25 protein-coding genes and 1 pseudogene are annotated in these 24,187 nt (G+C 63.6%); 14 read left to right on the top strand and 12 right to left on the bottom strand.

Annotated elements, in window-relative coordinates:
- The first annotated feature begins 121 nt into the window (after positions 1 to 121).
- From MAXJ12_RS01505 to MAXJ12_RS01465, 9 genes and pseudogenes are all read left to right on the top strand, one after another.
- Positions 122 to 997 carry a CoA transferase subunit A gene (locus MAXJ12_RS01505; protein WP_008833965.1) on the top strand — a complete coding sequence of 292 codons (876 nt, stop codon included), beginning with the start codon at positions 122 to 124 and terminating at the stop codon, positions 995 to 997.
- A complete protein-coding gene (locus MAXJ12_RS01500) occupies positions 994 to 1,797 on the top strand; it encodes a CoA-transferase subunit beta (RefSeq protein WP_008833964.1) in 804 nt (267 codons plus the stop codon). Before MAXJ12_RS01505 ends, MAXJ12_RS01500 begins: the two co-directional genes overlap by 4 nt.
- Positions 1,790 to 2,995, top strand: coding sequence for a 3-oxoadipyl-CoA thiolase (gene pcaF, locus MAXJ12_RS01495; RefSeq protein WP_008833963.1), 1,206 nt, complete (start codon positions 1,790 to 1,792; stop codon positions 2,993 to 2,995). The genes MAXJ12_RS01500 and pcaF overlap by 8 nt, the downstream gene beginning before the upstream one ends.
- Positions 2,996 to 3,036: 41 nt before the next feature.
- Positions 3,037 to 4,178, top strand: a pseudogene (locus MAXJ12_RS01490) (ABC transporter substrate-binding protein).
- A 136-nt stretch (positions 4,179 to 4,314) separates the two neighbouring features.
- Positions 4,315 to 5,193 (top strand): branched-chain amino acid ABC transporter permease, encoded by an 879-nt coding sequence (locus tag MAXJ12_RS01485; RefSeq protein ID WP_008833961.1) that lies wholly within the window; start codon positions 4,315 to 4,317, stop codon positions 5,191 to 5,193.
- Positions 5,193 to 6,164 (top strand): branched-chain amino acid ABC transporter permease, encoded by a 972-nt coding sequence (locus MAXJ12_RS01480; protein ID WP_008833960.1) that lies wholly within the window; start codon positions 5,193 to 5,195, stop codon positions 6,162 to 6,164. Before MAXJ12_RS01485 ends, MAXJ12_RS01480 begins: the two co-directional genes overlap by 1 nt.
- Positions 6,161 to 6,934: an ABC transporter ATP-binding protein gene (locus MAXJ12_RS01475; protein ID WP_008833959.1), complete on the top strand. Its 774-nt coding sequence runs from the start codon at positions 6,161 to 6,163 to the stop codon at positions 6,932 to 6,934. Before MAXJ12_RS01480 ends, MAXJ12_RS01475 begins: the two co-directional genes overlap by 4 nt.
- 2 nt (positions 6,935 to 6,936) lie before the next feature.
- Positions 6,937 to 7,662, top strand: a complete 726-nt coding sequence (locus MAXJ12_RS01470; protein ID WP_008833958.1) for an ABC transporter ATP-binding protein — start codon at positions 6,937 to 6,939, stop codon at positions 7,660 to 7,662.
- 29 nt (positions 7,663 to 7,691) lie between these two features.
- Positions 7,692 to 9,584, top strand: a complete 1,893-nt coding sequence (locus MAXJ12_RS01465; protein WP_008833957.1) for a bifunctional sugar phosphate isomerase/epimerase/4-hydroxyphenylpyruvate dioxygenase family protein — start codon at positions 7,692 to 7,694, stop codon at positions 9,582 to 9,584.
- A 3-nt stretch (positions 9,585 to 9,587) separates the two neighbouring features.
- Here MAXJ12_RS01465 and pobA read toward each other — a convergent pair whose 3' ends face one another.
- Genes pobA through pcaD form a run of 6 tightly spaced genes read right to left on the bottom strand, consistent with a single transcriptional unit; the run spans position 9,588 to position 14,416 of the window.
- Positions 9,588 to 10,754 (bottom strand): 4-hydroxybenzoate 3-monooxygenase, encoded by a 1,167-nt coding sequence (pobA, locus tag MAXJ12_RS01460; RefSeq protein ID WP_008833956.1) that lies wholly within the window; start codon positions 10,752 to 10,754, stop codon positions 9,588 to 9,590.
- Between the two features lie 34 nt (positions 10,755 to 10,788).
- Positions 10,789 to 11,841, bottom strand: a complete 1,053-nt coding sequence (locus MAXJ12_RS01455; protein ID WP_008833955.1) for a 3-carboxy-cis,cis-muconate cycloisomerase — start codon at positions 11,839 to 11,841, stop codon at positions 10,789 to 10,791.
- Between the two features lie 2 nt (positions 11,842 to 11,843).
- The gene (gene pcaG / locus MAXJ12_RS01450; protein WP_008833954.1) at positions 11,844 to 12,458 is read right to left on the bottom strand and encodes a protocatechuate 3,4-dioxygenase subunit alpha; all 615 of its coding nucleotides are present in this window, start codon (positions 12,456 to 12,458) and stop codon (positions 11,844 to 11,846) included.
- Entirely contained in the window at positions 12,458 to 13,210 is a 753-nt protein-coding gene (gene pcaH, locus MAXJ12_RS01445; RefSeq protein WP_162097474.1) for a protocatechuate 3,4-dioxygenase subunit beta, read from the bottom strand. Before pcaH ends, pcaG begins: the two co-directional genes overlap by 1 nt.
- Positions 13,207 to 13,611, bottom strand: a complete 405-nt coding sequence (gene pcaC, locus MAXJ12_RS01440; protein ID WP_040584594.1) for a 4-carboxymuconolactone decarboxylase — start codon at positions 13,609 to 13,611, stop codon at positions 13,207 to 13,209. Before pcaC ends, pcaH begins: the two co-directional genes overlap by 4 nt.
- Positions 13,604 to 14,416: a 3-oxoadipate enol-lactonase gene (gene pcaD, locus MAXJ12_RS01435; protein ID WP_008833951.1), complete on the bottom strand. Its 813-nt coding sequence runs from the start codon at positions 14,414 to 14,416 to the stop codon at positions 13,604 to 13,606. The genes pcaC and pcaD overlap by 8 nt, the downstream gene beginning before the upstream one ends.
- Before the next feature lie 94 nt (positions 14,417 to 14,510).
- Between pcaD and pcaQ the strand changes: the two genes are divergently transcribed.
- The gene (gene pcaQ, locus MAXJ12_RS01430) at positions 14,511 to 15,419 is read left to right on the top strand and encodes a pca operon transcription factor PcaQ (RefSeq protein WP_008833950.1); all 909 of its coding nucleotides are present in this window, start codon (positions 14,511 to 14,513) and stop codon (positions 15,417 to 15,419) included.
- A gap of 3 nt (positions 15,420 to 15,422) precedes the next feature.
- Here pcaQ and MAXJ12_RS01425 read toward each other — a convergent pair whose 3' ends face one another.
- On the bottom strand, positions 15,423 to 16,337 hold the full coding sequence (locus MAXJ12_RS01425; protein WP_008833949.1) for an SMP-30/gluconolactonase/LRE family protein: 915 nt from the start codon (positions 16,335 to 16,337) through the stop codon (positions 15,423 to 15,425).
- A gap of 212 nt (positions 16,338 to 16,549) precedes the next feature.
- On the opposite strand from MAXJ12_RS01425, the gene MAXJ12_RS01420 reads away from it, so the two are divergent.
- Positions 16,550 to 16,882, top strand: a complete 333-nt coding sequence (locus tag MAXJ12_RS01420) for a hypothetical protein (protein ID WP_008833948.1) — start codon at positions 16,550 to 16,552, stop codon at positions 16,880 to 16,882.
- 124 nt (positions 16,883 to 17,006) lie between these two features.
- On the top strand, positions 17,007 to 17,912 hold the full coding sequence (locus MAXJ12_RS01415; protein ID WP_008833947.1) for a DMT family transporter: 906 nt from the start codon (positions 17,007 to 17,009) through the stop codon (positions 17,910 to 17,912).
- 261 nt (positions 17,913 to 18,173) lie between these two features.
- Here the strand turns inward: MAXJ12_RS01415 and phhA are convergent, their stop codons facing one another.
- A complete protein-coding gene (gene phhA / locus MAXJ12_RS01410; protein ID WP_008833946.1) occupies positions 18,174 to 19,004 on the bottom strand; it encodes a phenylalanine 4-monooxygenase in 831 nt (276 codons plus the stop codon).
- 139 nt (positions 19,005 to 19,143) lie between these two features.
- On the opposite strand from phhA, the gene MAXJ12_RS01405 reads away from it, so the two are divergent.
- Positions 19,144 to 19,620: an Lrp/AsnC family transcriptional regulator gene (locus MAXJ12_RS01405; protein WP_040584593.1), complete on the top strand. Its 477-nt coding sequence runs from the start codon at positions 19,144 to 19,146 to the stop codon at positions 19,618 to 19,620.
- 47 nt (positions 19,621 to 19,667) lie between these two features.
- Here MAXJ12_RS01405 and argB read toward each other — a convergent pair whose 3' ends face one another.
- Positions 19,668 to 20,567 carry an acetylglutamate kinase gene (gene argB / locus MAXJ12_RS01400; protein ID WP_008833944.1) on the bottom strand — a complete coding sequence of 300 codons (900 nt, stop codon included), beginning with the start codon at positions 20,565 to 20,567 and terminating at the stop codon, positions 19,668 to 19,670.
- Positions 20,568 to 20,731: 164 nt separating this feature from the next.
- Between argB and msrB the strand changes: the two genes are divergently transcribed.
- Positions 20,732 to 21,229, top strand: a complete 498-nt coding sequence (gene msrB, locus MAXJ12_RS01395) for a peptide-methionine (R)-S-oxide reductase MsrB (RefSeq protein ID WP_008833943.1) — start codon at positions 20,732 to 20,734, stop codon at positions 21,227 to 21,229.
- 38 nt (positions 21,230 to 21,267) lie between these two features.
- Here the strand turns inward: msrB and yihA are convergent, their stop codons facing one another.
- The 3 genes from yihA to yidC form a co-directional block, all read right to left on the bottom strand.
- Positions 21,268 to 21,936 (bottom strand): ribosome biogenesis GTP-binding protein YihA/YsxC, encoded by a 669-nt coding sequence (yihA, locus tag MAXJ12_RS01390; RefSeq protein ID WP_008833942.1) that lies wholly within the window; start codon positions 21,934 to 21,936, stop codon positions 21,268 to 21,270.
- Positions 21,933 to 22,571, bottom strand: a complete 639-nt coding sequence (locus tag MAXJ12_RS01385) for a CatB-related O-acetyltransferase (protein WP_008833941.1) — start codon at positions 22,569 to 22,571, stop codon at positions 21,933 to 21,935. The genes yihA and MAXJ12_RS01385 overlap by 4 nt, the downstream gene beginning before the upstream one ends.
- A 137-nt stretch (positions 22,572 to 22,708) precedes the next feature.
- Positions 22,709 to 24,187 (bottom strand): membrane protein insertase YidC (gene yidC, locus MAXJ12_RS01380; RefSeq protein WP_008833940.1); only part of this gene is annotated, 1,479 nt, incomplete at its 5' end.

Genomic DNA, 24,187 nt, shown 5'->3' with positions numbered 1-24,187 from the left:
TCCCCAAAATCCGCGCGTCCACTGCAGGCAGCTTGACACCGGTGCAAATCTCCATCAAGAGTATTGCATACAAAACAAATGTTCACAATACGAACATTTGTCGGGCTGGGAGGAGATGCGAATGGCGAAGTTCCTGCCGCTTGCACATGCGGTCGCCGAAAATTTGCGCGATGGCGACAAGGTCGCTTTTGAAGGCTTTACCCATCTGATCCCGACCGCTGCCGCGCATGAGGCGATCCGTCAGGGATTCAGAAATCTCACCCTGATCCGCATGACCCCCGATCTGATCTACGATCAGATGGTCGGCATGGGCATGGCGAAAAAGCTGGTCTTCTCCTATGCCGGCAATCCCGGCGTCGGTCTCCTGCGCCGGGTGCGCGATGCGGTCGAGAACGGCTTCCCCAACGCGCTGGAGATCGAGGAACATAGCCACGCCGCCATGGCCAACGCCTATGAGGCGGGCGCGGCCGGACTGCCCTGCGCCGTCTTCCGCGGCTATCGTGGCGCCGAACTGGCGAAGGTCAATCCGAACATCAAGCCGATTACCTGTCCGTTCACCGGCGAACAGCTGGCAGCCGTCCCCGCGGTCCGTCCCGACGTGACCTTCATCCACGCCCAGAAGGCTAACCGGCGCGGCGACGTGCTCGTCGAGGGCATTATCGGCATCCAGAAGGAAGCAGTGCTCGCCGCCAAGCGCGCGGTGGTCACGGTCGAGGAGGTGGTCGAGGACTTCGACGGCCTGCATCCCAATCTGACAATCCTGCCGCGCTGGACGATTTCGGCCATCTCCATCGTGCCCGGTGGCTCACATCCGTCCTACGCGCATGGCTGCTATGCCCGCGACAACGCGGCCTATCTCGAATGGGATGAGATTGGCGCCGATCGCGACCGCTTCCGCGCCTGGATGGAGGAGAACGTGATGCGGGCCAAGCCGGAGGATTTCGCCGCGCGCGTGGAAGGTCTCAGGGCCGGTGCAAGTCTCAGGAGCGTGGCATGACCGGATTCACGCCCAACGAGATGATGACCATCGCGGCGTCGCGCGCGCTGAAGAACGATGATGTCTGCTTCGTCGGCATCGGCGCCCCTTCGGCGGCTTGCAATGTGGCGCGGCTGACGCATGCGCCCGACATCACGCTGATCTACGAGAGCGGCACAATCGGGACAGCGCCGGACGTGCTGCCGCTTTCGATAGGCGACGGCGAGCTTTGCGACACGGCCGTCACCACCGTCTCGGTGCCCGAAATGTTCCGCTATTGGCTGCAGGGCGGACGCATTTCGATCGGCTTCCTTGGCGCAGCGCAACTCGACAAATTCGGCAACATCAACACCACTGTCATCGGCGACTACGCGCATCCCAAGACGCGTCTGCCGGGCGGCGGCGGCGCGCCGGAGATCGCGACCTCGTCTCGCGAAATCTATATCACCATGGCGCAAAGCAAGCGCGGCATGGTCGAGAAGATCGACTTCTACACCTCTTTCGGCCATGGGGAGGGCGGCGATCACCGCAAGCGCCTGGGTATCGACACGGCGGGGCCGACTCTGCTTGTCACCGACCTCGCCATCTGGAAGCCCGATCCCGAAACGAAGGAGTTCACAGTCGTGTCGTTGCACCCGGGAGCCACCCGTGAAATGGTCCAGGAGACCTGCGGCTGGGCGGTTAAATTCTCCCCGGCGCTCGAAGAGACGCCGGCGCCTAGCGAACTCGAACTCGCCACGCTTCGCGATCTTAAGGCGCGCACCGACGCCGCCCACAAGCGCGATGCCGCCGCAGCGAAGAGGGGGTCGAAGGATGGCTGAAGCCTTTATCTGCGACTATATCCGCACGCCGATCGGCCGCTTCGGCGGCGCGCTTTCGGCGGTCCGCACCGACGATCTCGGCGCGGTACCGCTGAAGGCGCTGATGGCGCGCAACGCCGGCGTCGACTGGGCAGCCATTGACGATGTGGTCTATGGCTGCGCCAACCAGGCCGGCGAGGACAATCGCAACGTCGCGCGCATGTCGCTGCTCCTGGCCGGACTGCCGGAGGCGGTGCCGGGCTCGACCGTCAACCGGCTGTGCGGTTCGGGCATGGACGCCGTGACCATCGCGGCGCGCGCCATCAAGGCCGGCGAGGCCGAACTGATGATTGCCGGCGGCGTCGAATCGATGTCGCGTGCGCCCTTTGTCATGCCGAAAGCCGAAACCGCGTTTTCCCGTCATGCCGAGATCCACGACACGACGATCGGCTGGCGCTTCGTCAACCCGTTGATGAAGACGCAGTACGGCATCGATTCCATGCCGGAGACGGGCGAGAACGTCGCCGAGGAGTTCTCTATCTCGCGCGCCGACCAGGACGCCTTCGCGGTGCGCAGCCAGGAGAAGGCCGTAGCCGCGCAGGAGAACGGCCGTCTCGGAAAGGAAATCACCGGAGTATCGATCCCCCAGCGCAAGAGCGATCCAATCGTCGTCGACCGGGACGAACACCCCCGCGTCGGCACCACGCCGGAAGCGCTCTCCAAGCTGCCGACGCCTTTCAGGCAGGGCGGGACGGTGACGGCTGGCAATGCGTCCGGCGTCAACGACGGAGCCGCGGCGCTGATGATAGCTTCCGAGGCTGCTGCGAAGAAGTACGGCCTGACGCCGATCGCCCGTATTCTCGGCGGGGCGGCAGCCGGCATTGCGCCGCGCATCATGGGTATGGGCCCCGCGCCGGCGACCAAAAAACTCTGCGCCCGCCTTGGTATCGCGCCGCGGGATTTCGACGTCATCGAACTCAATGAAGCGTTCGCCTCCCAGGGCATCGCCGTGCTCCGCGAGCTCGGCGTCGCCGAGGACGCCGAGCACGTGAACCCGAATGGCGGGGCCATCGCGCTCGGCCATCCGCTCGGCATGTCGGGAGCGCGCATCACCGGAACCGCCGCGCTGGAACTCAGGGAACGCGGCGGCAGGCTGGCGCTGGCCACAATGTGCATCGGCGTCGGCCAGGGCATCGCGATCGCTTTGGAACGGGCGTGAGCATCAACTGAACTCAATGAGACCATAGGGAGGAAAGTGACATGAACAGAAGAAGCATTCTTGGAATGGCGACGGCGCTGATGGTTGGCGCGGTCATGCCGGCGGCCTACGCCCAGGAGACGGTGAAGATCGCCAACATCTCCGCGAGCTCAGCGGCCCGGGCGCAACATCGGGCGTCAACTGGCGCGACGGCGCCGCCATGGCGATCGAAGAGATCAATGCGGGCGGCGGCATTCTCGGCAAGCAGGTCGAGCTGACCCAGTACGACAGTCAGAGCGACGCGCAGACCTCGCGCGCAATGGTCCAAAAGGCGATCGACGATGGCGCGTTCGCGCTGCTCGGCACCGTCTATTCGGGTTCCACCATCGTCAACATGCTGGTTGCGCAGCAGGCCGGCATCCCGCAGATGACCGGTTCCGAAGCGCCGAAGATCACCGCGCTCGGCAACCCCTACATCTTCCGCACCTCTTTCGGCGCACAGAAGTCGATGCCCAAGATCGCAGCCTATCTCAAGGACGAGATGAAGGTGTCGAAGGTGGCCATCGCCTGGGTCAACAGCGAGTTCGGCAAGGGTGGCCACGATGCCTTCGTCGCGCAGATGGAAGAGAAGGGAATTGAGGTCGTCGCCGACGTTCCGAGCGAGAATGCGCAGGCCGACTTCGCCTCCGACGTGGTCAAGCTCAAGGGCTCGGGCGCCGAAGCGATCTTCGTCTATCTGACCGAAGAGGAGAGCGCGCGCTTCCTGCGCGAGGCCAAGAAGCAGGGCGTTTCGGTGCCGCTGGTCGGCGAAACGACGCTGATCGGCCAGAAGGTGATCGACCTCGCCGGCGACGCCTCCGACGGCACGCTCGGCCATGTCAGCCTGACGCCGGACGCGCCCATTCCCGCCGTACAGGAAATGGCGAAGAAGTTCGAGGAGAAGTACAAGTACCGGGCGGATCACAACGCCATCAAGGGCTACATCGGCGCCTACGCCATCAAATACGCGACCGAGTTGGTTGGCGAACTGGACTCGCAGAAAGTCGCCGACAAGCTGCACGGCCTGACCCTCAAGGCGGCCGAGCATCCCGGCGTGCTGATGGACATTACTTGGGACGATACGGGCGAGGTCTCGCGCGAAAGCTTCCTGGTCGGGGTCGAGGGCGGCAAGCAGACCGTCAAGGCGACGCTGCCGGCCAACTGACGGCATCGGCTCCCTGCGGCGGAACGGGCGCCGCAGGGGACGCCCGGCGATGCCGGCGTGAAATGCGAACACCGATGCGGCCGGTCATCGCGTCGAGCCGGGGCGGCTCGAATCCACGGGAGGTGGAGGAACATCAATGGCTGAATTTCTGCAGATCACGCTGTCCGGTCTTGCGACGGGCTCGATCTATGCGCTGGCCGCGATCGGTTTCACGCTGTTGTGGCAGGCCTCGCAGACGATCAATTTCGCGCAGGGCGAGTTCGTCATGCTGCCCGCCTTCTTCGTCCTGATCGGCATGCACGTGCTCGGCCTGCCGCTCTTCGTCGCCATGCTGTTTGCGCTCTTGCTGTCGCTCATCCTTCTCGGAGCAATGTTCAAGAAGCTGGTCATCGAGCCGATGCTTCCGCACGGCACGCTGCCGATCGTCATGGCGACGATCGCACTCGGCATCTTGATGAAGGAGAGCGTGAAGGAATTCTACAGTGCCGAGGCGCAGCCCTTTCCCGCGCTGGTAAGCGACCGCACGGTGGACATTTTCGGCGCTTCGGTGTCGTTCCAGGACATCGCCAACCTTGCCATCTCGCTGCTGGTCGTCGTGGCGCTGCAGTTCTTCCTCAACGGCACCCGCACTGGCCGCTGCATGCAGGCGACGGCGCAGAACCCCGGCGTCGCCGAGATCCTCGGCGTCAACATCAAGCGGATGGTGCTGTACACCTTCCTCATCAACGCGGCGCTGGCCACCGTGGCCTCTTTCCTGATCTCGCCGATCTATCTGGCGAAGTTCTCCAACGGCGAGCCGATCGGCCTTGTCGCCTTCATCGCGGCGATTGTCGGCGGCTTCAACCAGATCCGCGGCGCTCTCGTCGGCGGCCTCTTGATCGGCGTCGTCGACAATCTGGCGGCGTCTTACGTTTCGGCTCAATACAGGGCCGCCGTGCCGCTTCTCCTGCTCATCGTCATCATCCTTGTCCGCCCGCAGGGCATCATGGGCAAGGCAGAGGGGAGGACCGTCTGATGCCCTTGCGCAATCTGATCCTTCTCCTTCTCGGCATCGCCGCGCTGATCGCGGCGCCGCTCGGCCAGGGCAATTACGTCATCTACGTTCTGTGCTCGTGGCTGATCTTCTCGATCGCGGCGATGGGCCTCAATCTGACGCTCGGCTACGCCGGCCAGGTCTCGCTTGCGCAGGCGGCTTTCATGGGCATCGGCGCATATACATCGGCGCTGCTAACCATGGCCGGATGGCACTGGATACTGGCTGCGCCGGCGGCGATGGCGCTGTGCTTCGTCATCGGGCTCCTGCTGGGCTACCCGGCGTTGCGCGTCCAGCACCATTTCCTGGCCTTCGTGACGCTGGCCTTCAACACGCTGGTCTTCCTGGTGCTGCGCAACGAGGAATGGCTGACCGGCGGTTCGCTCGGCTTGGTGGGCATCATGCGGCCGTCCTTCCTCGGCTTCGACACCATGCCCCAGATCCATTTCTATTATTTCACGCTCGTCGTTTTCCTGATCGTGGCGGCGCTCTTCTGGGGCCTCGTGCGATCGCCCTGGGGCCGCGCCTTCCGGGCGCTCAGGGAAAACCCGATCCGCGCCAACAGCCTCGGCGTCGACATCCGCCGCATGACCCTCTTGGCGTTCGCCATCGGCTCCTCGCTTGGCGGGCTGGCCGGCGCGCTTGCTGCGCCGCTGGTGCAGTTCATCGATCCGCCGGCGTTCTCGCTGGTGCATTCGCTGAAGATATTGCTGATGGTCGTGGTCGGCGGCTCGGGATATTTCTTCGGGCCGATCCTCGGCGCCGGGCTCGTTATTGTGATGCCTGAGTTCCTTCGCTTCACCGAAGGCTACTACCTGATGATCTACGCCGCGACGGTCCTCGTCCTGATGATCTTCTGCCCGACCGGCCTGATCGGTCTCGGCAAGCGGATCGCCGGCCGCTTCAAGGGGCAGCGCGTACGTGCAGACCTCAAGCAGGGAGCGCAGCTATGACCATGCACGTCCAGACCGCTCCCACGGCGACTCCCGTACTCAGCGTCCGCAATCTGTCGAAATCCTTCGGCGGCATCAAGGCCGTGCAGGATGTCTCCTTCGATGTGCAGGCGGGAGAAATACTCGGCCTGATCGGGCCTAACGGCAGCGGCAAGTCGCCGCTCTTCAACTGCATCCTCGGCCAATCGAAGCCGGACGCCGGCGAGGTCCATGTCAACGGCCGGTCGGTCGCCGGCAAACGCGCTTGCGACTTGAACAAGCTCGGCGTCGGCCGCACTTTCCAGATGCTGCAGGTCTTTCCGCAGATGAGCGTGCTGGAAAACATCATCCTGGCCGGCCAGGAGCATCACGGCACCATGTTCTCGCGGCTGTTCGGCGCGCCCGACGCCGGGCTGACAGGCGAGGCGGAAAAACTGATCGATTTCTTCCGGCTCGGTCATCTGAAGGACGAGCTTGCCGGCTCGCTTTCGTACGGCCAGCAGAAGCTGCTGGACGCCGCCATGGCGTTCATGGCCGGGCCGAGCCTGGTGCTGCTCGACGAACCGGCCGGCGGCGTCAATCTGACGATGCTGGAAAGCCTGAAGGAGCGTCTCGTCGCCTTCAATGCCGAGCGCGGCTCGACCTTCGTCGTCATCGAGCACAATATGGAATTCGTCATGTCGCTGTGCACGCGCATCCTGGTGCTGGCCGGCGGCAGGATCATCGCCGAGGGACCACCCGAAGCGATCCGCAGCAATCCTGAAGTCATCGAAGCCTATCTGGGAGGCTGACCATGCTGGAACTGAAAGAGCTTTTCGGCGGATACGGCAAGATGACGATCCTGAACGGGGTCTCGTTCAAGATCGACAAGGGCACCATCACCACCGTGATCGGTCCCAACGGCGCCGGCAAGTCGACCGTGTTCAAGGCCATATTCGGCCTGCTCAACATCCACTCCGGCCAGATTCTGCTCGATGGCAAGGATGTGACGCGGCAGACGCCGGCGCAGATAATCGCCCATGGCGTCACCTATGTGCCGCAGGGCCGCAATGTCGTGCCGCAGCTTTCAGTGCTGCACAATCTCGAGCTCGGCGGTATCACCGCCAAGGACCAGACGCTGGTGAAGCGCCGCATCGAGGAGGTGATGGACCAGTTCCCGATCCTGCGCGAGAAGCGGCACAGCCAGGCGATCACGCTCTCCGGAGGACAGCAGAAGCAGCTGGAGATCGCCCGCTCGCTGCTGCTCGATCCCAAGCTGATCCTGATCGATGAGCCGTCGATCGGCCTGTCGCCCAATCTGGTGCAGGAAGTGTTTCAGACGCTGAAGAAGTTGCGCGACAAAGGCGTCACCATCCTGATGGTCGAGCAGAACGCCAAGGCGGCGCTGGCGATGTCCGACTACGGCATCGTGCTGGAACTCGGCCAGCGCCGCATGCACGACCGCGCCGACGCCCTGCTTGCCGACCCACGTGTCGGCCAGCTCTTCCTCGGCGGCTCGACGCAGAAGAGCGTGGCCTGATAAGAAACAGCCGGAGGAGATCGACCTCGATGAAAACCTCGATCGCGACCGTCTCGATCAGCGGCGACCTTTCCGAAAAACTGGCCGCCATCGCTGCGGCAGGTTTCGACGGCGTCGAGATTTTCGAGAACGACCTTCTGGCTTCCGACGCTTCGCCGGCCGAGGCCGGCCGAATGGTGCGAGATGCCGGCCTGGAGATCACGCTGTTCCAGCCGTTCCGCGATTTCGAGGGCATGCCGGAGCCGCATCGGTCTCGCGCCTTCGACAGGGCCGAGCGCAAGTTTGATTTGATGCTGGAGCTCGGCGCTGAGCTGATGCTCGTCTGCTCGAATGTTTCCTCGGTATCGCTCGGCGGGATCGACCGCGCCGCGGACGATTTTCGCGAGCTCGGCGAACATTCCGCGGCGCGCGGGCTGCGCGTCGGCTACGAGGCGCTCGCCTGGGGCCGGCACATCAACGACCATCGCGACGCCTGGGAGATCGTGCGCCGCGCGGACCATGCCAATGTCGGGCTGATCCTCGATTCCTTCCACACGCTGGCGCGCAAGATCGACGTGAGTTCGATCCGCGCGATTCCGAAGGACAAGCTGTTTCTGATCCAACTTGCCGACGCGCCACAGATCGACATGGACCTGATCTACTGGAGCCGGCATTTTCGGAACATGCCGGGCGAAGGCGATTTGCCGGTTCGCGACTTCATGCGCGCGGTGGCGGCCACCGGCTATGATGGCTATCTTTCGCTCGAAATCTTCAACGACCAGTTCCGCGGCGGCTCGCCAAAATCCATCTCGGTCGACGGCCGCCGCTCTTTGATCTACCTCATGGACCAGGTGCGCCGCGACGAGCCGGAAGCCGCCGCCGGCCTGCCGGAAATCCCTGACCGCATCGCGGTAAGCGGGGTCGAGTTCATCGAATTCGCCGCCAGCGAGGCGGAGGCGCGGGAACTGGCCGCCTTCTTCCGCGGCATGGGCTTCAGGAAATCCGGAAAGCACGTCTCCAAGGACGTGACGCTCTATCGGCAGGGCGGTATCAATCTGGTCATCAACACCGAGCGCGAGGGTTTCGCGCATTCCTCCTACGTCGTCCACGGCACGTCGGTCTGCGCGCTCGGCCTCAAGGTCGAGAACGCCGCCGCGACCGTCGAACGGGCCCGCGCGCTGGGCGCTGAGATATTCAGCCAGCCGGTCGGGCCAGGTGAACTGACCATACCGGCGATCCGCGGTGTCGGCGGCGGGGTCATCTACTTCATCGACCAGACGTCGGAATTGCGCCGCGTGTGGGAGACCGAGTTCGTCCCCGTCGCGGGCGACGATGCGCCGCAGGATGCCAGTCTCACCGCCATAGATCATGTCGGCCAGACCATGCTGCATGAGGAGATGCTAACCTGGCTGCTGTTCTACACCGCGATCTTCAGGACCAGGAAGACGCCGATGGTCGACATCATCGACCCGGCCGGCGTGGTGCGCAGTCAGGTTATCGAGAACGACGAAGGCAGCCTGCGGCTGACGCTGAACGGTGCCGAAAACCGCCGCACCTTCGCCGGCCATTTCATCAACGAATCCTTCGGCTCCAGCGTCCAGCATGTCGCCTTTGGCACGGACGACATCTTCGCGGCCGCCGCCGCGTTGCGGGCAAACGGTTTCGAGCCGTTGCACATTTCGCCCAACTATTATGACGATGTCGAAGCCCGTTTCGGCCTCGATCCCGATCTCGCCGATCGGTTGCGGGCGGAGAACATTCTTTACGACCGCGACGAGAGCGGCGAATATTTCCAGCTCTACAGCCCGAATTACGGCGAGGGCTTCTTCTTCGAGATCGTCGAGCGCCGCGGCGGCTACCGCGGTTACGGCGCTCCGAACGCGCCTTTCAGGATAGCGGCGCAGAAGCGGCATTTGCGGCCGAAGGGCATGCCGCGCGCCTGATTTTCAGTAGGGCAGGCCTACATAATTTTCTGCCAGCGCGGTAGAAGCCGCGCGCGAGTGGACGAGGTAGTCGAGTTCCGCTTCCTGGATGCGCTGCCCGAACGCGCCGCCTTCCGGGAAACGGTGCAGCATGGTGGTCATCCACCAGGAGAAGCGCACCGCTTTCCAGACCCGCGCCAGCGCGCGGCCCGAATAGGCGTCCATGCCGGCCATCGATCCGTCCGCGTAGAATTCCCGCAGGCCCGAAAACAAATAGCGCACGTCGCCGGCGGCAAGGTTCAGGCCTTTCGCCCCGGTCGGCGGCACGATATGGACGGCGTCGCCGACCAGCGACAGTTTACCGAACTGCATCGGCTCGGCGACGAAGGAGCGCAGCGGCGCAATCGACTTCTCGAAAGACGGGCCGGTGGTGACCGCAGCGGCGCTCGCTTCGGGCAGGCGGCGGCGCAGCTCGTCCCAGAAGCGGTCGTCACTCCAGTTCTCCGCCTTCTCGTCGATAGGGCACTGGATGTAGTAGCGGCTGCGGGTCATCGAGCGCATCGAGCAGAGCGCGAAGCCGCGTTCATGGTTGGCGTAGATCAACTCATGGCTGGCCGGCGGCACTTCGGCCAGCACGCCGAGCCAGCCGAATGGATAGACCCGTTCGAAGCTCTGCAGTGCGCCTTCAGGGACCGATTTGCGGCTGACGCCATGATAGCCGTCGCACCCCGCGATGAAGTCGCAGTCGATGCGGTGCGATTGCCCGTCCTTCTCGTAGGTGACAAAGGGCTTGCCGGAAATATCGTGCAACGCGACATTCGCCGCCTCGAACACGGTCGTCAGCCCGGCCTGCTCGCGCTTTTCGACAAGATCGAGCGTCATCTCGGTCTGGCCGTAGGCCATCACGCGCTTGCCGGTCAGCGCGTGGAGGTCGATGCGGTGCAGCCGGTTGTCGAAGGCGACGGCAAAGCCGTCATGCGGCAGCCCCTCGGCATGCATGCGCGCGCCGGCGCCAGCCTCATCAAGGATCTCGACCGTGCCCTGTTCGAGCACGCCTGCACGTACTCGGCTCAGCAAGTGATCGCGGTCGACACGCTCGAGGATGACATTGTCGATGCCGATGCCGGCGAGCAGCTGCCCGAGCAGCAGGCCGGAAGGGCCGGAGCCGACGATCAGGACTTGCGTGCGCAACGGCTTCTCCGGGGACCGGTGGGATGCATGCCCGCTACGCTCCGACCCGGTCGATGCGGCCGGTCAGCGCCGCCGCAAGACGCAGCGCCGAGCCGGCCGCGGCGATCATCTGCGGCAGGATGAGCCACTCCAGCGACCAGGCAGAACCGGAGCGCTCCTGCTCGTGGATAAGCGCGTGGTGCATGCCGGAAAGCTGGGTCGCGTTGAAGCGGCCGAGCGTGACCAGGGTTTCGGCTGCGACAGGGTTCTGTTTGTGCGGCATGGCTGAAGAGCTGCCGCCGCCGCTGAGCGCTATCTCGTCACCCGCCTGCGCCAGCAGGGCGACATCCTGGCCGAATTTCGCAAGGCTGCCTGTCAGCAGGGACAGGAAGCTTGCGAATTCGGCCATTCCGTCGCGCTGGCTTTGCCACTGCGGAACGTCGACAAGACCGAGCCTTTGCGCCATGGCCGCACGAATCGCCTCGCCCTTGCCGCCGAGCTTGTCCAGCGTGCCAGCCGCGCCGCCGAACTGTATAGTGAGAAGTGAAGGGCGCACCGCCTCGAGCCGAGCCCTGTGGCGCACGAGCGGATCGCGCCAGCTTCGGATGCGGGCACCTGCGCTGATCTCGATCGCCGCCTGCATGCGCGTGCGGCCCATCAGCGGGTTCTTGCCGAAACGCTTGTCCAATTGGTCGAAGCGTTCCGTCAGTTCCGCCAGCCGGCGGTCGAATAGGTCTAGCACCGGCTTCAGCCGCAGCACGAACGCCGTGTCGATCACGTCCTGACTGGTCGCGCCGAAATGGAGCCGGTCCGCATGCGGCGCGCCGACCTTTTCCCGCATCTGCCGAACGAGTTCGGGGACCGCGACCCCGTCGCGCGCCATCCCACTGCGAAGCGCCGCCGTGTCGGGTTTGAAGCCGGCGAGAGCCTTCGCAATCGCGCTTGCGGCTTCCGCCGGGATTAAGCCTGCTTCCGCCTCGGCCTCCGCAAGCGCGATCTCGAACTGGAGCATCGCATCGATTTCAGCGTCGATGCCGAGAAGCGCTTCGATCTCTTTGTCCCCGAAAAGGCCCGACAGGAAAGGATGGTCGAAAGGCGAGACAGCCATGGCTAAATATCCAAGAAGACGGTTTCCCGCTCGCCCTGCAGATGAATATCGAAAGTGTAGGTGTCGCCATCGCGCGGCGCGATCAACGTCGCTACGCGAACGCGGTGCTCGATGCGCGCCAGGACCGGATCCTCGGCATTGGCCGCTTCCTCGTCGCCGAAATACATCCTGGTGTGCAGGCCGATATTGATGCCGCGCGCCACGATCCAGATCGTGATGTGCGGCGCCATCAGCCGCCCGTCCGGGAACGGCATGCGGCCGGGCTTGACCGTCTCGAACAGGCACTCGCCGGTGGCCATGTCGGTCGCCTGCCGGCCCCAGCCTGTGAAATTGGGATCGGCCGCCCCGCGCATTTCCGAAGGCGAATTGTAGAGGCCTGCCGCATCAGCCTGCCAGATTTCCACCACCGCGTCCTTGAGCGGTGTGCCCGACCCGTCGATCACCCTGATCTTGACGGCAATGCGTTCGCCTTTGGTTTTCTCGTTGACCATCGCCACGCCCAGATCGCTCTCGTAGACGCCGGAAATACCGGAAAAATTCGGCGTCAGGCCGATATGGGCGTACGGCCCGGCGGTCTGCGAAGGGCTTTCCTTCAGCCTGTCGAGGCTCTGTACCATCAGTTGCCCTCCAGCCTGTTTTCGAAGAGCGAGGAGCGCCGGCCCCGGAGCACGATGTCGAATTTGTAGGCGCGCGCATCCATCGGGATCGTTGCCTCCATGTCCAGCGCCGCGACCAGCCGCTCGATCGCGGCGCGGTCGGGGATAGTGCGCACGATCGGACATTGCCAGATCATCGGGTCGCCCTCGAAATACATCTGGGTGATCAGTCGCTGCGCGAAGCCGTGGCCGAATATCGAAAAATGGATATGCGCCGGTCGCCAGTCGTTGGGACCGTTCGGCCAGGGGTAGGGTCCCGGCTGGATGGTGCGGAAAGCATAAGAGCCGTCCTCGTCGGTGATGGTGCGCCCGCAGCCGCCGAAATTGGGATCGAGCGCCGCGATATATCCCTCCTTCTTGTGGCGGTAGCGGCCGCCGGCATTGGCCTGCCAGAACTCCAGCAGCGCCCCGGAAACGCCCTTGCCGCGCTCGTCGAGCACCTTGCCGTAGACTATGATGCGCGGCCCGATCGCGCTTTCACCGGGCTTGGCGAAATTGTGAATCAGGTCATTGTCGAGTTCGCCGAGAATATTGTGCCCGAACACCGGCCCGGTGATCTCCGACAGCGTCCCGTCGAGCGACAGCAGCGCCCGCCGCGGCGAACGCAGCACGGAAGTCTTGTAGATCGGCGCATAGGCCGGCGGATGAGCGTTGAGATCGCGCCGGAAGAATGCGCCGGTCTCGGGTCTGCGGTTCGACATGCGTTCCGTCATCGCTGCTCGCCCTTGCCGTCCATCTCGTCGAATACCTGCTTGGCGATCTTGATCGCCTGGTTGGCGGCCGGCACGCCGGCATAGATCGCCACATGCAGCATGGCCTCACAAATATCCTCACGGCTCGCGCCGGTGTTGGCGGTGGCGCGGACATGCATGGCGACTTCCTCGCAATGTCCGAGCGCAGCAAGCAACGCGATGGTGACCATGGATCGCTCGCGCTGCGTCCAGTTCGGACGCGACCAGACATGGCCCCAGGCCGCCTCGGTGATGAGATCCTGGAACGGCTGGTCGAATTCGGTCTTGGCGGCTTCGGCGCGGTCTACATGCGCATCGCCGAGCACGGCGCGCCGGGTTGCCATGCCGAGGCTATGGCGATCCGCCTGTCCGGCTTCATGCATCGGCATGGCCTCCAAGCTGTTTGCGCGCGAGGAATTCGCGGATTCTCGCGACGAACTGCACGGGTTGCTCCACGCAGGGTATATGCCCGGCGCCTTCTATGATCTCAAACTCCGCGCCTGGTATCAAATCCGCCATCGAGCGGACGAGCGGCGGCGGCGTCGATCCGTCCTGGTCGCCGGCAATGCAGAGCGTAGGCACGTTGATGCGTCCAACAGCCTCAGTGTGGTCGGCATCGCGAACCGAGGCGCAGGTTCCCGTGTAGCCTTCGACCGGCTGCCTCGCCAGCATCGCCCGACAGCCGGCGAGCAATGCCGGCTTCTCGGCGTGAAAGGACGGCGTGAACCAAAGCTTCATGACGCCGTCCGCGATCGCGTCGATGCCGCTCCGCCGCACCGTGTCGACGCGCGCGTTCCACGTTTCCGCGGTCCCGATCTTGTGGGCGGTATCGCAGAGGATGAGCGCGCGCACGATCTCGGGGCGGATGGCATAGAGCCCCTGCGCGACGAGGCCGCCGACCGAGAGCCCGCAGACAATACCATCGCGCGCGCCGACAAAATCGAGCAAGCCGGAAAGATCGGCGACATGGTCCGCGATCGTATAGGGCGGGGCGCCGAGGCCGGACAGGCCATGGCCGCGCATGTCGTAGCAGAGTGTGGAGAAGTCCGCGGCGAGGTCGTCAACGACCTCGCGCCAGATGCGGAAATCGGTGCCGAGCGAATTGGCGAAGACGATCAGCGGTTTTCCCGGCCCGCCCTCCCGATACTCATAATGAAGCGTGACGCCGCCAATATCGGTGAACTGCATCCAGGCTCCTCCCTGTCCTCAAATTGATATGCTTTTTCGGTTTCGTAAAATCATTTCTTTTGCCAGTTCGATAACCTGTAGGTTATCAGGTAGCATGATCGATGCGCGCATCAAGCTCCGCCACCTGCGCACTTTTCTCGAAGTAGCGCGCCAGAAGAGCGTGGTCGCGGCGGCAAATCTCCTGCATGTCAGCCAGCCGGCGGTGACCAAGACGATCCGCGAACTCGAGGAGACGCTCGGCGTCGCGCTGTTCGAACGCGAGGGCCGGCGCATCCGCATCACGCGCCATGGCGAGGTATTCCTCCGTCATGCCGGCATGGCGCTCAGCGCGGTCAGGCAGGGCGTCGATTCCGTGACGAATACGGATGAAGGCGAGGGGCCGCCGCTTCGCATTGGCGCGCTGCCGACCGTTTCGGCGCGAATCATGCCGCGCGCCATCTCGCTCTTCCTGAAACAGGGCACCGGCAGCAGCATCAAGATCGTGACCGGCGAGAATGCGGTGCTGCTGGAGCAGCTTCGCCTCGGCGAACTCGACCTCGTCGTCGGCCGGCTCGCCGCGCCGGAGAAGATGAGCGGCTTCTTCTTCGAACATCTCTATTCGGAGAAGGTGGTGTTTGCCGTCAGGAGCGGTCATCCGCTGCTTGCAGCCGGTCAGGATATTTTTGCGCGGATCGGGGATTTCCCGGTGCTGATGCCGACGCGTGGCTCGATCATCCGGCCATTCGTCGAACGGTTCCTGATCGCCAACGGCATGCCTGCCATCGCAACCGAGATCGAGACGGTTTCCGACAGTTTTGGGCGCGCTTTCCTGCGGGCCAGCGATGCGGTCTGGGTGATCTCGGAAGGCGTGGTCGCGAACGATCTTTCCGATGGCACGCTTGCTGTGCTGCCGGTCGACACCGCGGACACAAGGGGGCCGGTCGGGCTGACCATGCGCACCGACACGGCGCGGACGCCTGCCTTCGAAGTGCTGCTGCGGACCATCCGCGAGGCGGCGCGCTGAGGCTCAGCCGTTGATGATCAGGTATGCGGAATAGAGCGACGTGGTCCCGCAGATGAACAGGCGGTTGCGACGCGGCCCGCCGAAGGTAACGTTGGCGACCAGTTCCGGGATTCTGATCTTGCCGATCAGGGTTCCGTCCGGCTCGAAGCAGTGAACGCCGTCGCCGGCGCTCGTCCATATTCGCCCGGCGCGGTCGACGCGGAAGCCGTCGAATAATCCGTTCGAGCATTCTGCGAATATCTCGCCTCCCGACAGCCTCCCGTCGCCGGCCACGGAAAAGCGGCGGATGTGGCGTGGCCCGCCCGGCATGTGGCTAGCGCCAGTGTCGGCGATGTAGAGCAGGCTTTCATCGGGCGAGAACGCAATGCCGTTGGGCTTGACGAAATCGCCGGCGACCTTCGTCACCGAGCCGGTCGCAGCGTCGACGCGGTAGACGTGGCAGCCGCCGATCTCCTCGTCCTGGCGTTCGCCCTCGTAGTCGCTCATGATTCCATAGGTCGGATCGGTGAACCAGATCGACCCGTCGCTCTTGACCACAAGGTCGTTGGGCGAATTGAAGCGCTTGCCCTCGAACCGGTCGGCGATCACGGTGACCGAGCCGTCGAACTCGGTCCGTGTCACCCGGCGGGTCAGGTGCTCACAAGTTAGCAGCCGGCCCTGGCCATCCACCGTGTTGCCGTTGGAATTGTTGGACGGCTTGCGGAATTCCGAGACGACGCCATCGGTTTCATCCCAGCGCAGCATGCGATTGTTGGGAATGTCCGACACGACGAGGTAGCGCCCGGCCGCGAACCACGTCGGCCCCTCCAGCCAGCGCGCGCCCGTCCACAGCCGCTCGACGCGTGCATGGCCGGCAAAGCAATCCGCGAAGCGCCGTTCGATGACTTCGAATCCCGTCCCTTCGACCTCTCCGAACATGTTTTCCCTCCCTTGGCAGCGATTGCCGTTCTCGCGCGCCAACGATTCACATATTGGCGGGCTGTCGTCAAAGGAGTGGACCCAGGCTATTGGCAGGTAGCATGCCAACTGGTACCCGGCTCGCGACCCCAAGACAGCATAACGCCGTTCAGCCCTTGTTCAGGCCGCATATGGAACTGGTGCCGTAATGAACTGCTAGTGAGGTATGTCCAATGCTGAAATGTCTTTTTCTCGTTGGCGCCGTCGCTCTGATCGCCTCGCCCGCGCTTGCCGACCCCTACAAGGACGAGAGCGGCAAGGGTTCCTACCGCGTTTGGGATCGCCGTGAAGGCGACCGCTACCGGGATTGGCGAGAGCGCGACCGGGATGATTACAGACGCTATTCCTACCGCATTCCCCGTGGGCATTTACCACCGCCGGGAAGCTGCCGCGTGTGGTTCTACGACCGCCCGGCTGGCCAGCAGCCCCCGCCGACAAGCTGCCGCCAGGCGCAGCGATTGGCTTACCGTTATGGCGGCCGGGTGATCTGGGGCGGCGAGCGGTAATCGGCGTTTCACCCATGGTCGGCATTGCCCTGTTGGCCGGGCGGCTTGCCTAGCGGGCGGCGGTTGGCCTAAAGGCTGAACCGCGACGTTTCGGTCGCGTTGGATGAGCGGCCGCCAAAGACGCATGGAACTCTGGATACCCATCACCATCGCCGCAGCCTTCCTGCAGAATCTGCGGTCGGCGGCGCAGAAGCACCTGAAGGGCGTGATGGGCACGACCGGCGCGACCTTCGTGCGCTTCGGCTTCGGCGTCCCGTTCGCGCTGTTCTTCGTCTTCGCTCTCAACCGCTTCGCCGGCTATCCACTGCCCAGCGTCAACGGCGCCTTCCTCGCCTGGATGGTCGTCGGCGGGCTCGGCCAGATCGCCGCGACGTTCCTTTTGGTCTATCTGTTCTCGTTCCGCAATTTCGCGGTCGGCACCGCCTATTCGCGCACCGAGCCGGCGCAAGCGGCGCTGTTCGGCTTGATCTTCCTCGGCGAGCGCGTAACGGCAGGCACCTTGTCGGCCATCGCCGTCAGCGTGTTCGGCGTCATGCTGATCTCGGTCGCCCATATGGCCGTCAGCTGGCGCACGCTGGTGTCGTCCGTCGTTTCCCGCAACTCGCTCATCGGCCTGGCCTCCGGCACCCTGTTCGGCATAGCGGCGGTGGCCTACCGCGCCGCGTCGCTGGCGCTGGGCGGCCCGAACTTCATGATGCAGGCGGCGGTCACGCTGGCCTTCGTCATTGTGTTCCAGACGCTGGTAATGGGCGCGTGGATGGTGTTCCGCGACCGTGCCGAAATAGGACACATTGCGAGAGCATGGCGTCCCGCTCTGTTCGTCGGCCTGGTCGGCGCATCCGCCTCTTTCGGCTGGTTCATGGCCATGACCCTGCAGCAGGCGGCGGTGGTCAAGGCGTTGGCGCAGATCGAAATGCTGTTCACCTTCGCGTCGTCGATCTTCTTCTTCAAGGAGAAGATAAATGCATTGGAAACAGCAGGTTGCCTGCTGATCGTGGGCGGCATCCTGCTGCTTCTTCTGGTCGGCTAGGAGCCGCCACCGGCAGATCGCCAATCGCGGCGGCGAGCACATCCCGACGAGCGATTTATCCGACGATCAGCCCGTAGAATGCGACTGGCACGGTTCTGGCTACATCGGTCGTGAGCGCCCCGATCCGAAGCGCTCGCCGCAGAATCCACGCCAGGACGGCATGGCGGCTTTAACAGAAGTTCCCGAGTTCCCGCGGGGGGAACGGGCGCTCGCGCCGGCATCGACGCCAAGTCGAGCTGCAGCGCGGGCGCTAGAACTTGCTCAGATCGTTGCCGGATCGAGCACCGGCGCATCCTTCCAGCGGGCGATGATGGCGGCGAGATCCGACTTCTCGAACCCGTCCCTCAGCGCCGAAAATGACGGCAGCACGAAATAGGCGCGCTGGAATTTGTCGATCTCGTAGACCGTCCGCATGACCGTCTCGATGTCGAACGGCACATGGTGCGCGTCGGGGCTTTCGACTGCGAACTGCAACTCGCTGAACGACGACATCAGCCCGGCGCCGAAGGCCTTGACCTGGCCTGCCTCCTGCATCAGGCCGAATTCGGCTGTGTACCAATAGAGCCGCTCGATCATGTCGCCGCCGCCCAGCTCGATCAGGCCTTCCGCTTTCTGCCCGTACATCTGCATGAAGTCGGCAAAGGCCGGCTGCGTCAGCGCGGGCACGTGGCCGAAGAAATCGTGGAACATGTCGGGCTCGACGATATAGTCGAGTTCCTCGTGCTTGCGCAGCCAGTTGGTGACCGGGAAGCGGCGCTCGGCGAGATGGTCGAAAAAGGCCGGAGCCGGGATAAGACCGGGCACGGCCACGAGTTCCCAGCCGGTCAGCTTGCGCAACTTCTGGCTGACCTCGTCGAAATCCGGGATGCGGTCGATCAGGCCGAGGGCTTCGACGCCGTCCAGATAGGATTTGTGCGCCAGCCGCTTCGTAAGTTTTGTCTGGCGGTCCGACAGGATGCGCCAGACCTCCTGCTCGGCATCGGTGTAGTCGTATTCCTGTTCGACAGTGAAGTCGGAGCGGCAGACGTCGTAGTTGCCGCGCAGACCCTTGTCGGCGCATTCGCGTGCATAATCCTGAACGCTGATTTCCATAAGTTCCTCCTCATTTCGAGGGCTCAAGGCCGATCTGCCGACAGGATACGCCAGGTTCGCGAGTGAATGCTTCCCGAGATGTCGCCGTGACAGGCAAAATGAGGTAAGGTTCTCAGCAAAACCTAGATCAGGAGTGAAATTGCCTCAATTCGACGAATTCGAGATCAGGATGCTGGAGATCCTGCAGCATGACGGGCGCAAGCCCGTTTCGGAACTGGCGCAGGAGATCGGCCTTTCCAACACGCCCTGCGCGCGGCGCTTCGAGGCCCTGCAGCAGGCCGGCATCATCAAGGGGTTTTCGGCGCGGATTGGCCGCCGCGCGATCGGGCTGATGGTCGAGGTGTTCATCCAGGTCCGGCTCACCAGCCACAGCGACGAGTCGCCCGAAAAATTCATCGCGGCGGTGCAGCGCATGGACGAGGTGTCGGCCTGCTGGACGATGACCGGCGACTACGATTTCCTGCTGCATGTGATGGTGCCGTCGGTCGACGACCTGAACGCCTTCGTCATGCACCGGCTGATGCGCCTTGCCGGCGTGCGCGACGTGCACACGCAACTGGTGCTGCAGAACATCAAAGGTCCCGGCCACGTGCCGCTCGGGCATTTGCGGGGGTGAGGTTGGGCACTCGAATATCCCACGCTACAAAGCGGGGGATTGTTCATTTACGGCACGATCAGCGTGCCGGCGCCGTGCTGGGTGAAGAGTTCGAGCAGGACGGCGTGCGGCGTCTTGCCGTTGAGGATGACGACACCTTCGACGCCGCGCTCGATCGCCTCGATGCAGGTCTCGACCTTCGGGATCATGCCGCCGGAAATGGTGCCGTTGCGGATCAGCGTGCGGGCTTCCGCCACCGTCAGCTCGTCGATGAGCTTCTTGTCCTTGTCCAGCACGCCGGGAACGTCGGTCAAGAACAGCAGGCGCGACGCGCCCAGCGCGCCGGCGATGGCGCCGGCAAAGGTGTCGGCGTTGATGTTGTAGGTGTGGCCGTCACGGCCGGGGGCAACCGGCGCCAGCACCGGGATCATCTCGGAACGCGCCAGAAGGTCGAGCAAGGTGCGGTCGACCTCGACGGGCTCGCCGACGAAGCCGAGATCGAGCACGCGCTCGATGTTCGAATCCGGATCGGTGACGGTCTTCTTGGCCTTTTCGGCGAATACCATGTTGCCGTCCTTGCCGCAGAGCCCAATCGCCCATTCGCCCTCGGCGTTGATGAGCGCGACGATCTCCTTGTTGATCGAGCCGGCCAGAACCATCTCGACGATCTCGACAGTCTTGCGGTCAGTTACGCGCAGGCCGCCCTCGAATTTCGATTCGATGCCCATCTTGCTGAGCATGGCGCCGATCTGCGGGCCGCCCCCATGCACGACAATCGGATTGACGCCGGACTGCTTCAGCAGCGCAATGTCGCGTGCGAAAGCCTGGCCGAGCGCGGCGTCGCCCATGGCGTGGCCGCCATATTTCACCACCACGGTCTTGTTTTCGTAGCGCTGCATGTAGGGCAGCGCGGCGGAAAGCAGGTGCGCCTGTTCGGCGGCTGTGGCGGCAACGTCCGTCGGTGTCATAAGGCTTTCCCCGGAGCTGGATGGCGGCGGTTACTTAGAGCAAATTTCATGACGTGCAAATGATAAGCGCGTCGGATGGGGCGTTCATCGATTGATCCGGTCAATCGGAGTTGATTTGGCCGTGACTGGCCGAGCCGCTAAACCGGTAGTCAGAGGAGAACGCCATGAAAAGACGCAGCTTCCTGTTTTCCGGTGCGGCCGTCGCATTGTTGGGCGGAACGACGGCGTTCTGGCGCATGGGCGCGCCGACCAACGCAAGGGCGGAATCCTTCGAGGTGATCAAAACCGAAGAGGAATGGCGCGCGCTGCTGAGCGATGCGCAGTACGCGGTGCTGCGCGAGGAGGACACCGAGCCTGCCGGCACGAGCCCGCTCAACAATGAGAAGCGCAAGGGCATCTTCCACTGCGCTGGGTGCGATCTTCCCCTCTATCCTTCGGAGACGAAGTATGAATCCGGAACCGGCTGGCCGAGCTTCTGGGATTCGCTGCCCGGCGCAATCGGCACCAAGGAAGACAATTCGCTGTTCATGACGCGGACCGAAGTTCATTGCCGCCGCTGCGGCGGGCATCTTGGACACATATTCGATGACGGCCCGCCGCCGACCGGCAAGCGCCACTGCCTCAATGGTTTAGCGCTGACGTTCAAGCCGGCGACGGCTTAGAAATCGCCGCAAATTCTATTCTGCCGGGCGGCTGAGAATCACCCGCCCCTTACCGCCAGGGCGATCGCCTCGCGAAGCTCGTCCATGCCTTCGCCCTTTTCCGAGGAGGTGGCGATGACAGTCGGGAAGGCGGCCGGTCGCTTCCGGATCTTTTCCAGCGTCTCCTCGATCAGCCGTGGCACGCCGGCGGCCTTGATCTTGTCGGTCTTGGTCAGGACGATCTGGTAGGATACCGCTGCCTTGTCGAGCAGCCGCAGCACTTCCTCGTCGTTCTTCTTGATGCCGTGTCGGGCGTCGATCAGCACATAGACCCGCTTCAGCGTCACCCGGCCCTTGAGGTAGTCGAAGACGAGCTTGGTCCACTCGTCGACCTTCTCCTTGGGTGCGGTGGCATAGCCGTAACCAGGCATGTCGACCAGCGCCATCGGCGGCAGGTCGGCGCCTTCGCCGGAATAGCCGTCGGGCACGAAATAGTTGAGCTCCTGGGTGCGGCCCGGCGTGTTCGAGGTGCGGGCGAGGCCTTTCTGGCCGACAAGCGCGTTGATCAGCGATGACTTGCCGACGTTGGAGCGGCCGGCGAAGGCGATCTCGACCGGCCCTTCAGGCGGCAGGAACTTCATCGACGGGACGCCACGGATGAAGACCCAAGGCGCCGCAAACAGTCCGCTTGCGACTGCCGTCGCGCCGTTTTGTGTTGCTTCGCTCAAACTGCTCGCTCCAGACGGTCGATGTCGGCGCCACGAATGGCGTCGAGGTTGCGCGTCAGCTTATCGGCCGGCCAGTTCCACCATGCAATGGCGAGAAGCCGCATTACCGTAATCCTGTCGAAGCGCATCTTGACCACCTTGGCCGGATTGCCGGCGACGATCGCATAGGGCGGCACGTCGTGTGTGACGACGGATTTGGCTGCGACGATCGCGCCGTCGCCGATGGTTATGCCGGGCAGGATCACGGCCTCCATGCCGATCCAGACATCATTGCCGAGCACGGTGTCGCCGCGGTTCTCCGCCTCCCAGGTCTTGACGTCGAAGCCCCGTTCCCAGCCATGGCCGAAGATGTTGAACGGATAGGTCGAAAACCCCGACATTGCGTGGTTGGCGCCGTTCATGATGAAGCGCGCGCCTTCCGCGATGGCGCAGAAGCGGCCGATGATGAGCTTGTCGCCGATGAAGGGATAGTGGTGCAGCACGCATTTTTCGGCGAAGTGATCGGGTCCGTCCGGATCGTCATAGTAGGTGTAGTCGCCGATTTCGATGTTCTCGGCCGTGACGAGCGACTTCAGGAAGCCGACGCGCGGGTGCAGCGGGATCGGGTGCTTTATCGCTGGGTTGGGTCCGTCCATGGGAAGGCTCGCCGGTCTCGTGGAATGAAGTTGCGCGGCCATTATAGCCATCCGATCCGCCGTGCCGATACCCGGCGGGGCTGTATGAAAAAAAGCCCCGGCGGACCGGGGCTTTTCCTGATCAACGCGTCAGCCGGCTATTCCGCCGGACTGGGCTTTTTCTTGAACAGTCCGACCAGATTGTCCCAGAGCTCGATCTTGGCGCCCTGGCGCTTCATGATCGCGCCCTGCTGGATGATCGACAGCAGGTTGTTCCACGCCCAGTAGATGACCAGACCCGCCGGGAACGAAGCCAGCATGAAGGTGAACACAACCGGCATCCAGGCGAAGATCATCGCCTGTGTCGGATCCGGAGGCGTCGGGTTCATGCGCATCTGCAGGAACATGGTCACGCCCATGATCAGCGGCCAGACGCCGATGTGCAGATATTCGGGCACCGCGAAAGGCAGCAGGCCGAACAGGTTGAACAGCGACGTCGGATCGGGCGCCGCCAGATCCTGGATCCAGCCGAAGAACGGTGCGTGCCGCATCTCGATGGTGATGTAGAGCACCTTGTAGAGCGCGAAGAAGACAGGGATCTGTATCAGCACCGGCCAGCACCCGGCCAGCGGATTGATCTTCTCCGTCTTGTAGAGTTCCATCATCGCCTGCTGCTGCTTCATCTTGTCGTCCGCGTATTTCTCGCGGATCTCCAGCATCTTCGGCTGCACCTTCTTCATGTTCGCCATCGAGGCATAGGACTTGTTGGCGAGCGGGAAGAAGACGGCCTTGACCACGACCGTGGTCGCGAGGATGGCGAAGCCGAAATTGCCGAGCAGGCGATAGAACCAGTCGATGAGCCAGAACATCGGCTTGGTGATGAAGTAGAACCAGCCCCAGTCGATCAGGAGCTCGAACTGGCGGATATTGCGATCCTCCTCGTAGCCGTCGATCAGCGCGACTTCCTTGGCGCCGGCAAAGACCAGCGTCTCGACCGTTGCCGACTGACCAGCGTCCACCGTCATGGCGTCGGTGAGGAAGTCCGCCTGGTAGCGGCTGCGCGCGTCGCTGAAATAGCTGAAATTCGGCTGGAAGGGCTGCTTGCCCGAAGGGACCAGCGTGACCGCCCAGTATTTGTCGGTGACGCCGAGCCAGCCATCCGTGGACTTGCTAGGTGTGATCCGCTTATCTTCCTCGATCGTCGAATAATCGATCTCCTGCAGGCCCTCCTCGCCGGTGACCCCGATCAGGCCCTCGTGCAGCACCCAGATGCTGGCGGTGGTCGGCTTGTCGAAGCGCGTCACGCGGCCGTAATTCGAGAGAGAGACTGGGGCGGCGCCGGAATTGGTCACGGTGTCGGAGAATGTGAACATGTAGTCGTCGTCGACCGAGATGGTGCGGCGGAAGGTCAGGCCCTTGTCGTTCGTGTAGGAGAGCGTGACCGGCGTTGCCGGAGTCAGCGTCGCGCTGCCCTCGACCGCCCAGACGGTGTCGTGCCGCGGGACCGAGCCGGTCTCCTCGTTGCCGACGAAGCCGATCTCGGCATAGTAGCCATTGGGCAGGGCCGACGGGTTGAGAAGCTCGATATTCGGCGAATCCTTCTCGACCGTCAGGCGGTAGTGCTTGAGGCGCAGATC

Origin of the sequence: Mesorhizobium alhagi CCNWXJ12-2 (genome assembly GCF_000236565.1) — a bacterium.
Classification (GTDB): domain Bacteria; phylum Pseudomonadota; class Alphaproteobacteria; order Rhizobiales; family Rhizobiaceae; genus Allomesorhizobium; species Allomesorhizobium alhagi.
The sequence above is the reverse complement of the archived record's forward strand: the minus strand, read 5'-3'. Positions and strand labels throughout refer to the sequence as shown.

Excerpts from the sequence above, each read along its gene's own strand:
- MAXJ12_RS01505 (WP_008833965.1), top strand. The coding sequence starts at position 122 with ATGGCGAAGTTCCTGCCGCTTGCACATGCGGTCGCCGAAAATTTGCGC.
- MAXJ12_RS01500 (WP_008833964.1), top strand. The coding sequence starts at position 994 with ATGACCGGATTCACGCCCAACGAGATGATGACCATCGCGGCGTCGCGC.
- pcaF (WP_008833963.1), top strand. The coding sequence starts at position 1,790 with ATGGCTGAAGCCTTTATCTGCGACTATATCCGCACGCCGATCGGCCGC.
- MAXJ12_RS01485 (WP_008833961.1), top strand. The coding sequence starts at position 4,315 with ATGGCTGAATTTCTGCAGATCACGCTGTCCGGTCTTGCGACGGGCTCG.
- MAXJ12_RS01480 (WP_008833960.1), top strand. The coding sequence starts at position 5,193 with ATGCCCTTGCGCAATCTGATCCTTCTCCTTCTCGGCATCGCCGCGCTG.
- MAXJ12_RS01475 (WP_008833959.1), top strand. The coding sequence starts at position 6,161 with ATGACCATGCACGTCCAGACCGCTCCCACGGCGACTCCCGTACTCAGC.
- MAXJ12_RS01470 (WP_008833958.1), top strand. The coding sequence starts at position 6,937 with ATGCTGGAACTGAAAGAGCTTTTCGGCGGATACGGCAAGATGACGATC.
- MAXJ12_RS01465 (WP_008833957.1), top strand. The coding sequence starts at position 7,692 with ATGAAAACCTCGATCGCGACCGTCTCGATCAGCGGCGACCTTTCCGAA.
- MAXJ12_RS01455 (WP_008833955.1), bottom strand. The coding sequence starts at position 11,841 with ATGGCTGTCTCGCCTTTCGACCATCCTTTCCTGTCGGGCCTTTTCGGG.
- pcaG (WP_008833954.1), bottom strand. The coding sequence starts at position 12,458 with ATGGTACAGAGCCTCGACAGGCTGAAGGAAAGCCCTTCGCAGACCGCC.
- pcaH (WP_162097474.1), bottom strand. The coding sequence starts at position 13,210 with ATGACGGAACGCATGTCGAACCGCAGACCCGAGACCGGCGCATTCTTC.
- pcaC (WP_040584594.1), bottom strand. The coding sequence starts at position 13,611 with ATGCATGAAGCCGGACAGGCGGATCGCCATAGCCTCGGCATGGCAACC.
- pcaD (WP_008833951.1), bottom strand. The coding sequence starts at position 14,416 with ATGCAGTTCACCGATATTGGCGGCGTCACGCTTCATTATGAGTATCGG.
- pcaQ (WP_008833950.1), top strand. The coding sequence starts at position 14,511 with ATGATCGATGCGCGCATCAAGCTCCGCCACCTGCGCACTTTTCTCGAA.
- MAXJ12_RS01425 (WP_008833949.1), bottom strand. The coding sequence starts at position 16,337 with ATGTTCGGAGAGGTCGAAGGGACGGGATTCGAAGTCATCGAACGGCGC.
- MAXJ12_RS01420 (WP_008833948.1), top strand. The coding sequence starts at position 16,550 with ATGCTGAAATGTCTTTTTCTCGTTGGCGCCGTCGCTCTGATCGCCTCG.
- MAXJ12_RS01415 (WP_008833947.1), top strand. The coding sequence starts at position 17,007 with ATGGAACTCTGGATACCCATCACCATCGCCGCAGCCTTCCTGCAGAAT.
- phhA (WP_008833946.1), bottom strand. The coding sequence starts at position 19,004 with ATGGAAATCAGCGTTCAGGATTATGCACGCGAATGCGCCGACAAGGGT.
- argB (WP_008833944.1), bottom strand. The coding sequence starts at position 20,567 with ATGACACCGACGGACGTTGCCGCCACAGCCGCCGAACAGGCGCACCTG.
- msrB (WP_008833943.1), top strand. The coding sequence starts at position 20,732 with ATGAAAAGACGCAGCTTCCTGTTTTCCGGTGCGGCCGTCGCATTGTTG.
- MAXJ12_RS01385 (WP_008833941.1), bottom strand. The coding sequence starts at position 22,571 with ATGGACGGACCCAACCCAGCGATAAAGCACCCGATCCCGCTGCACCCG.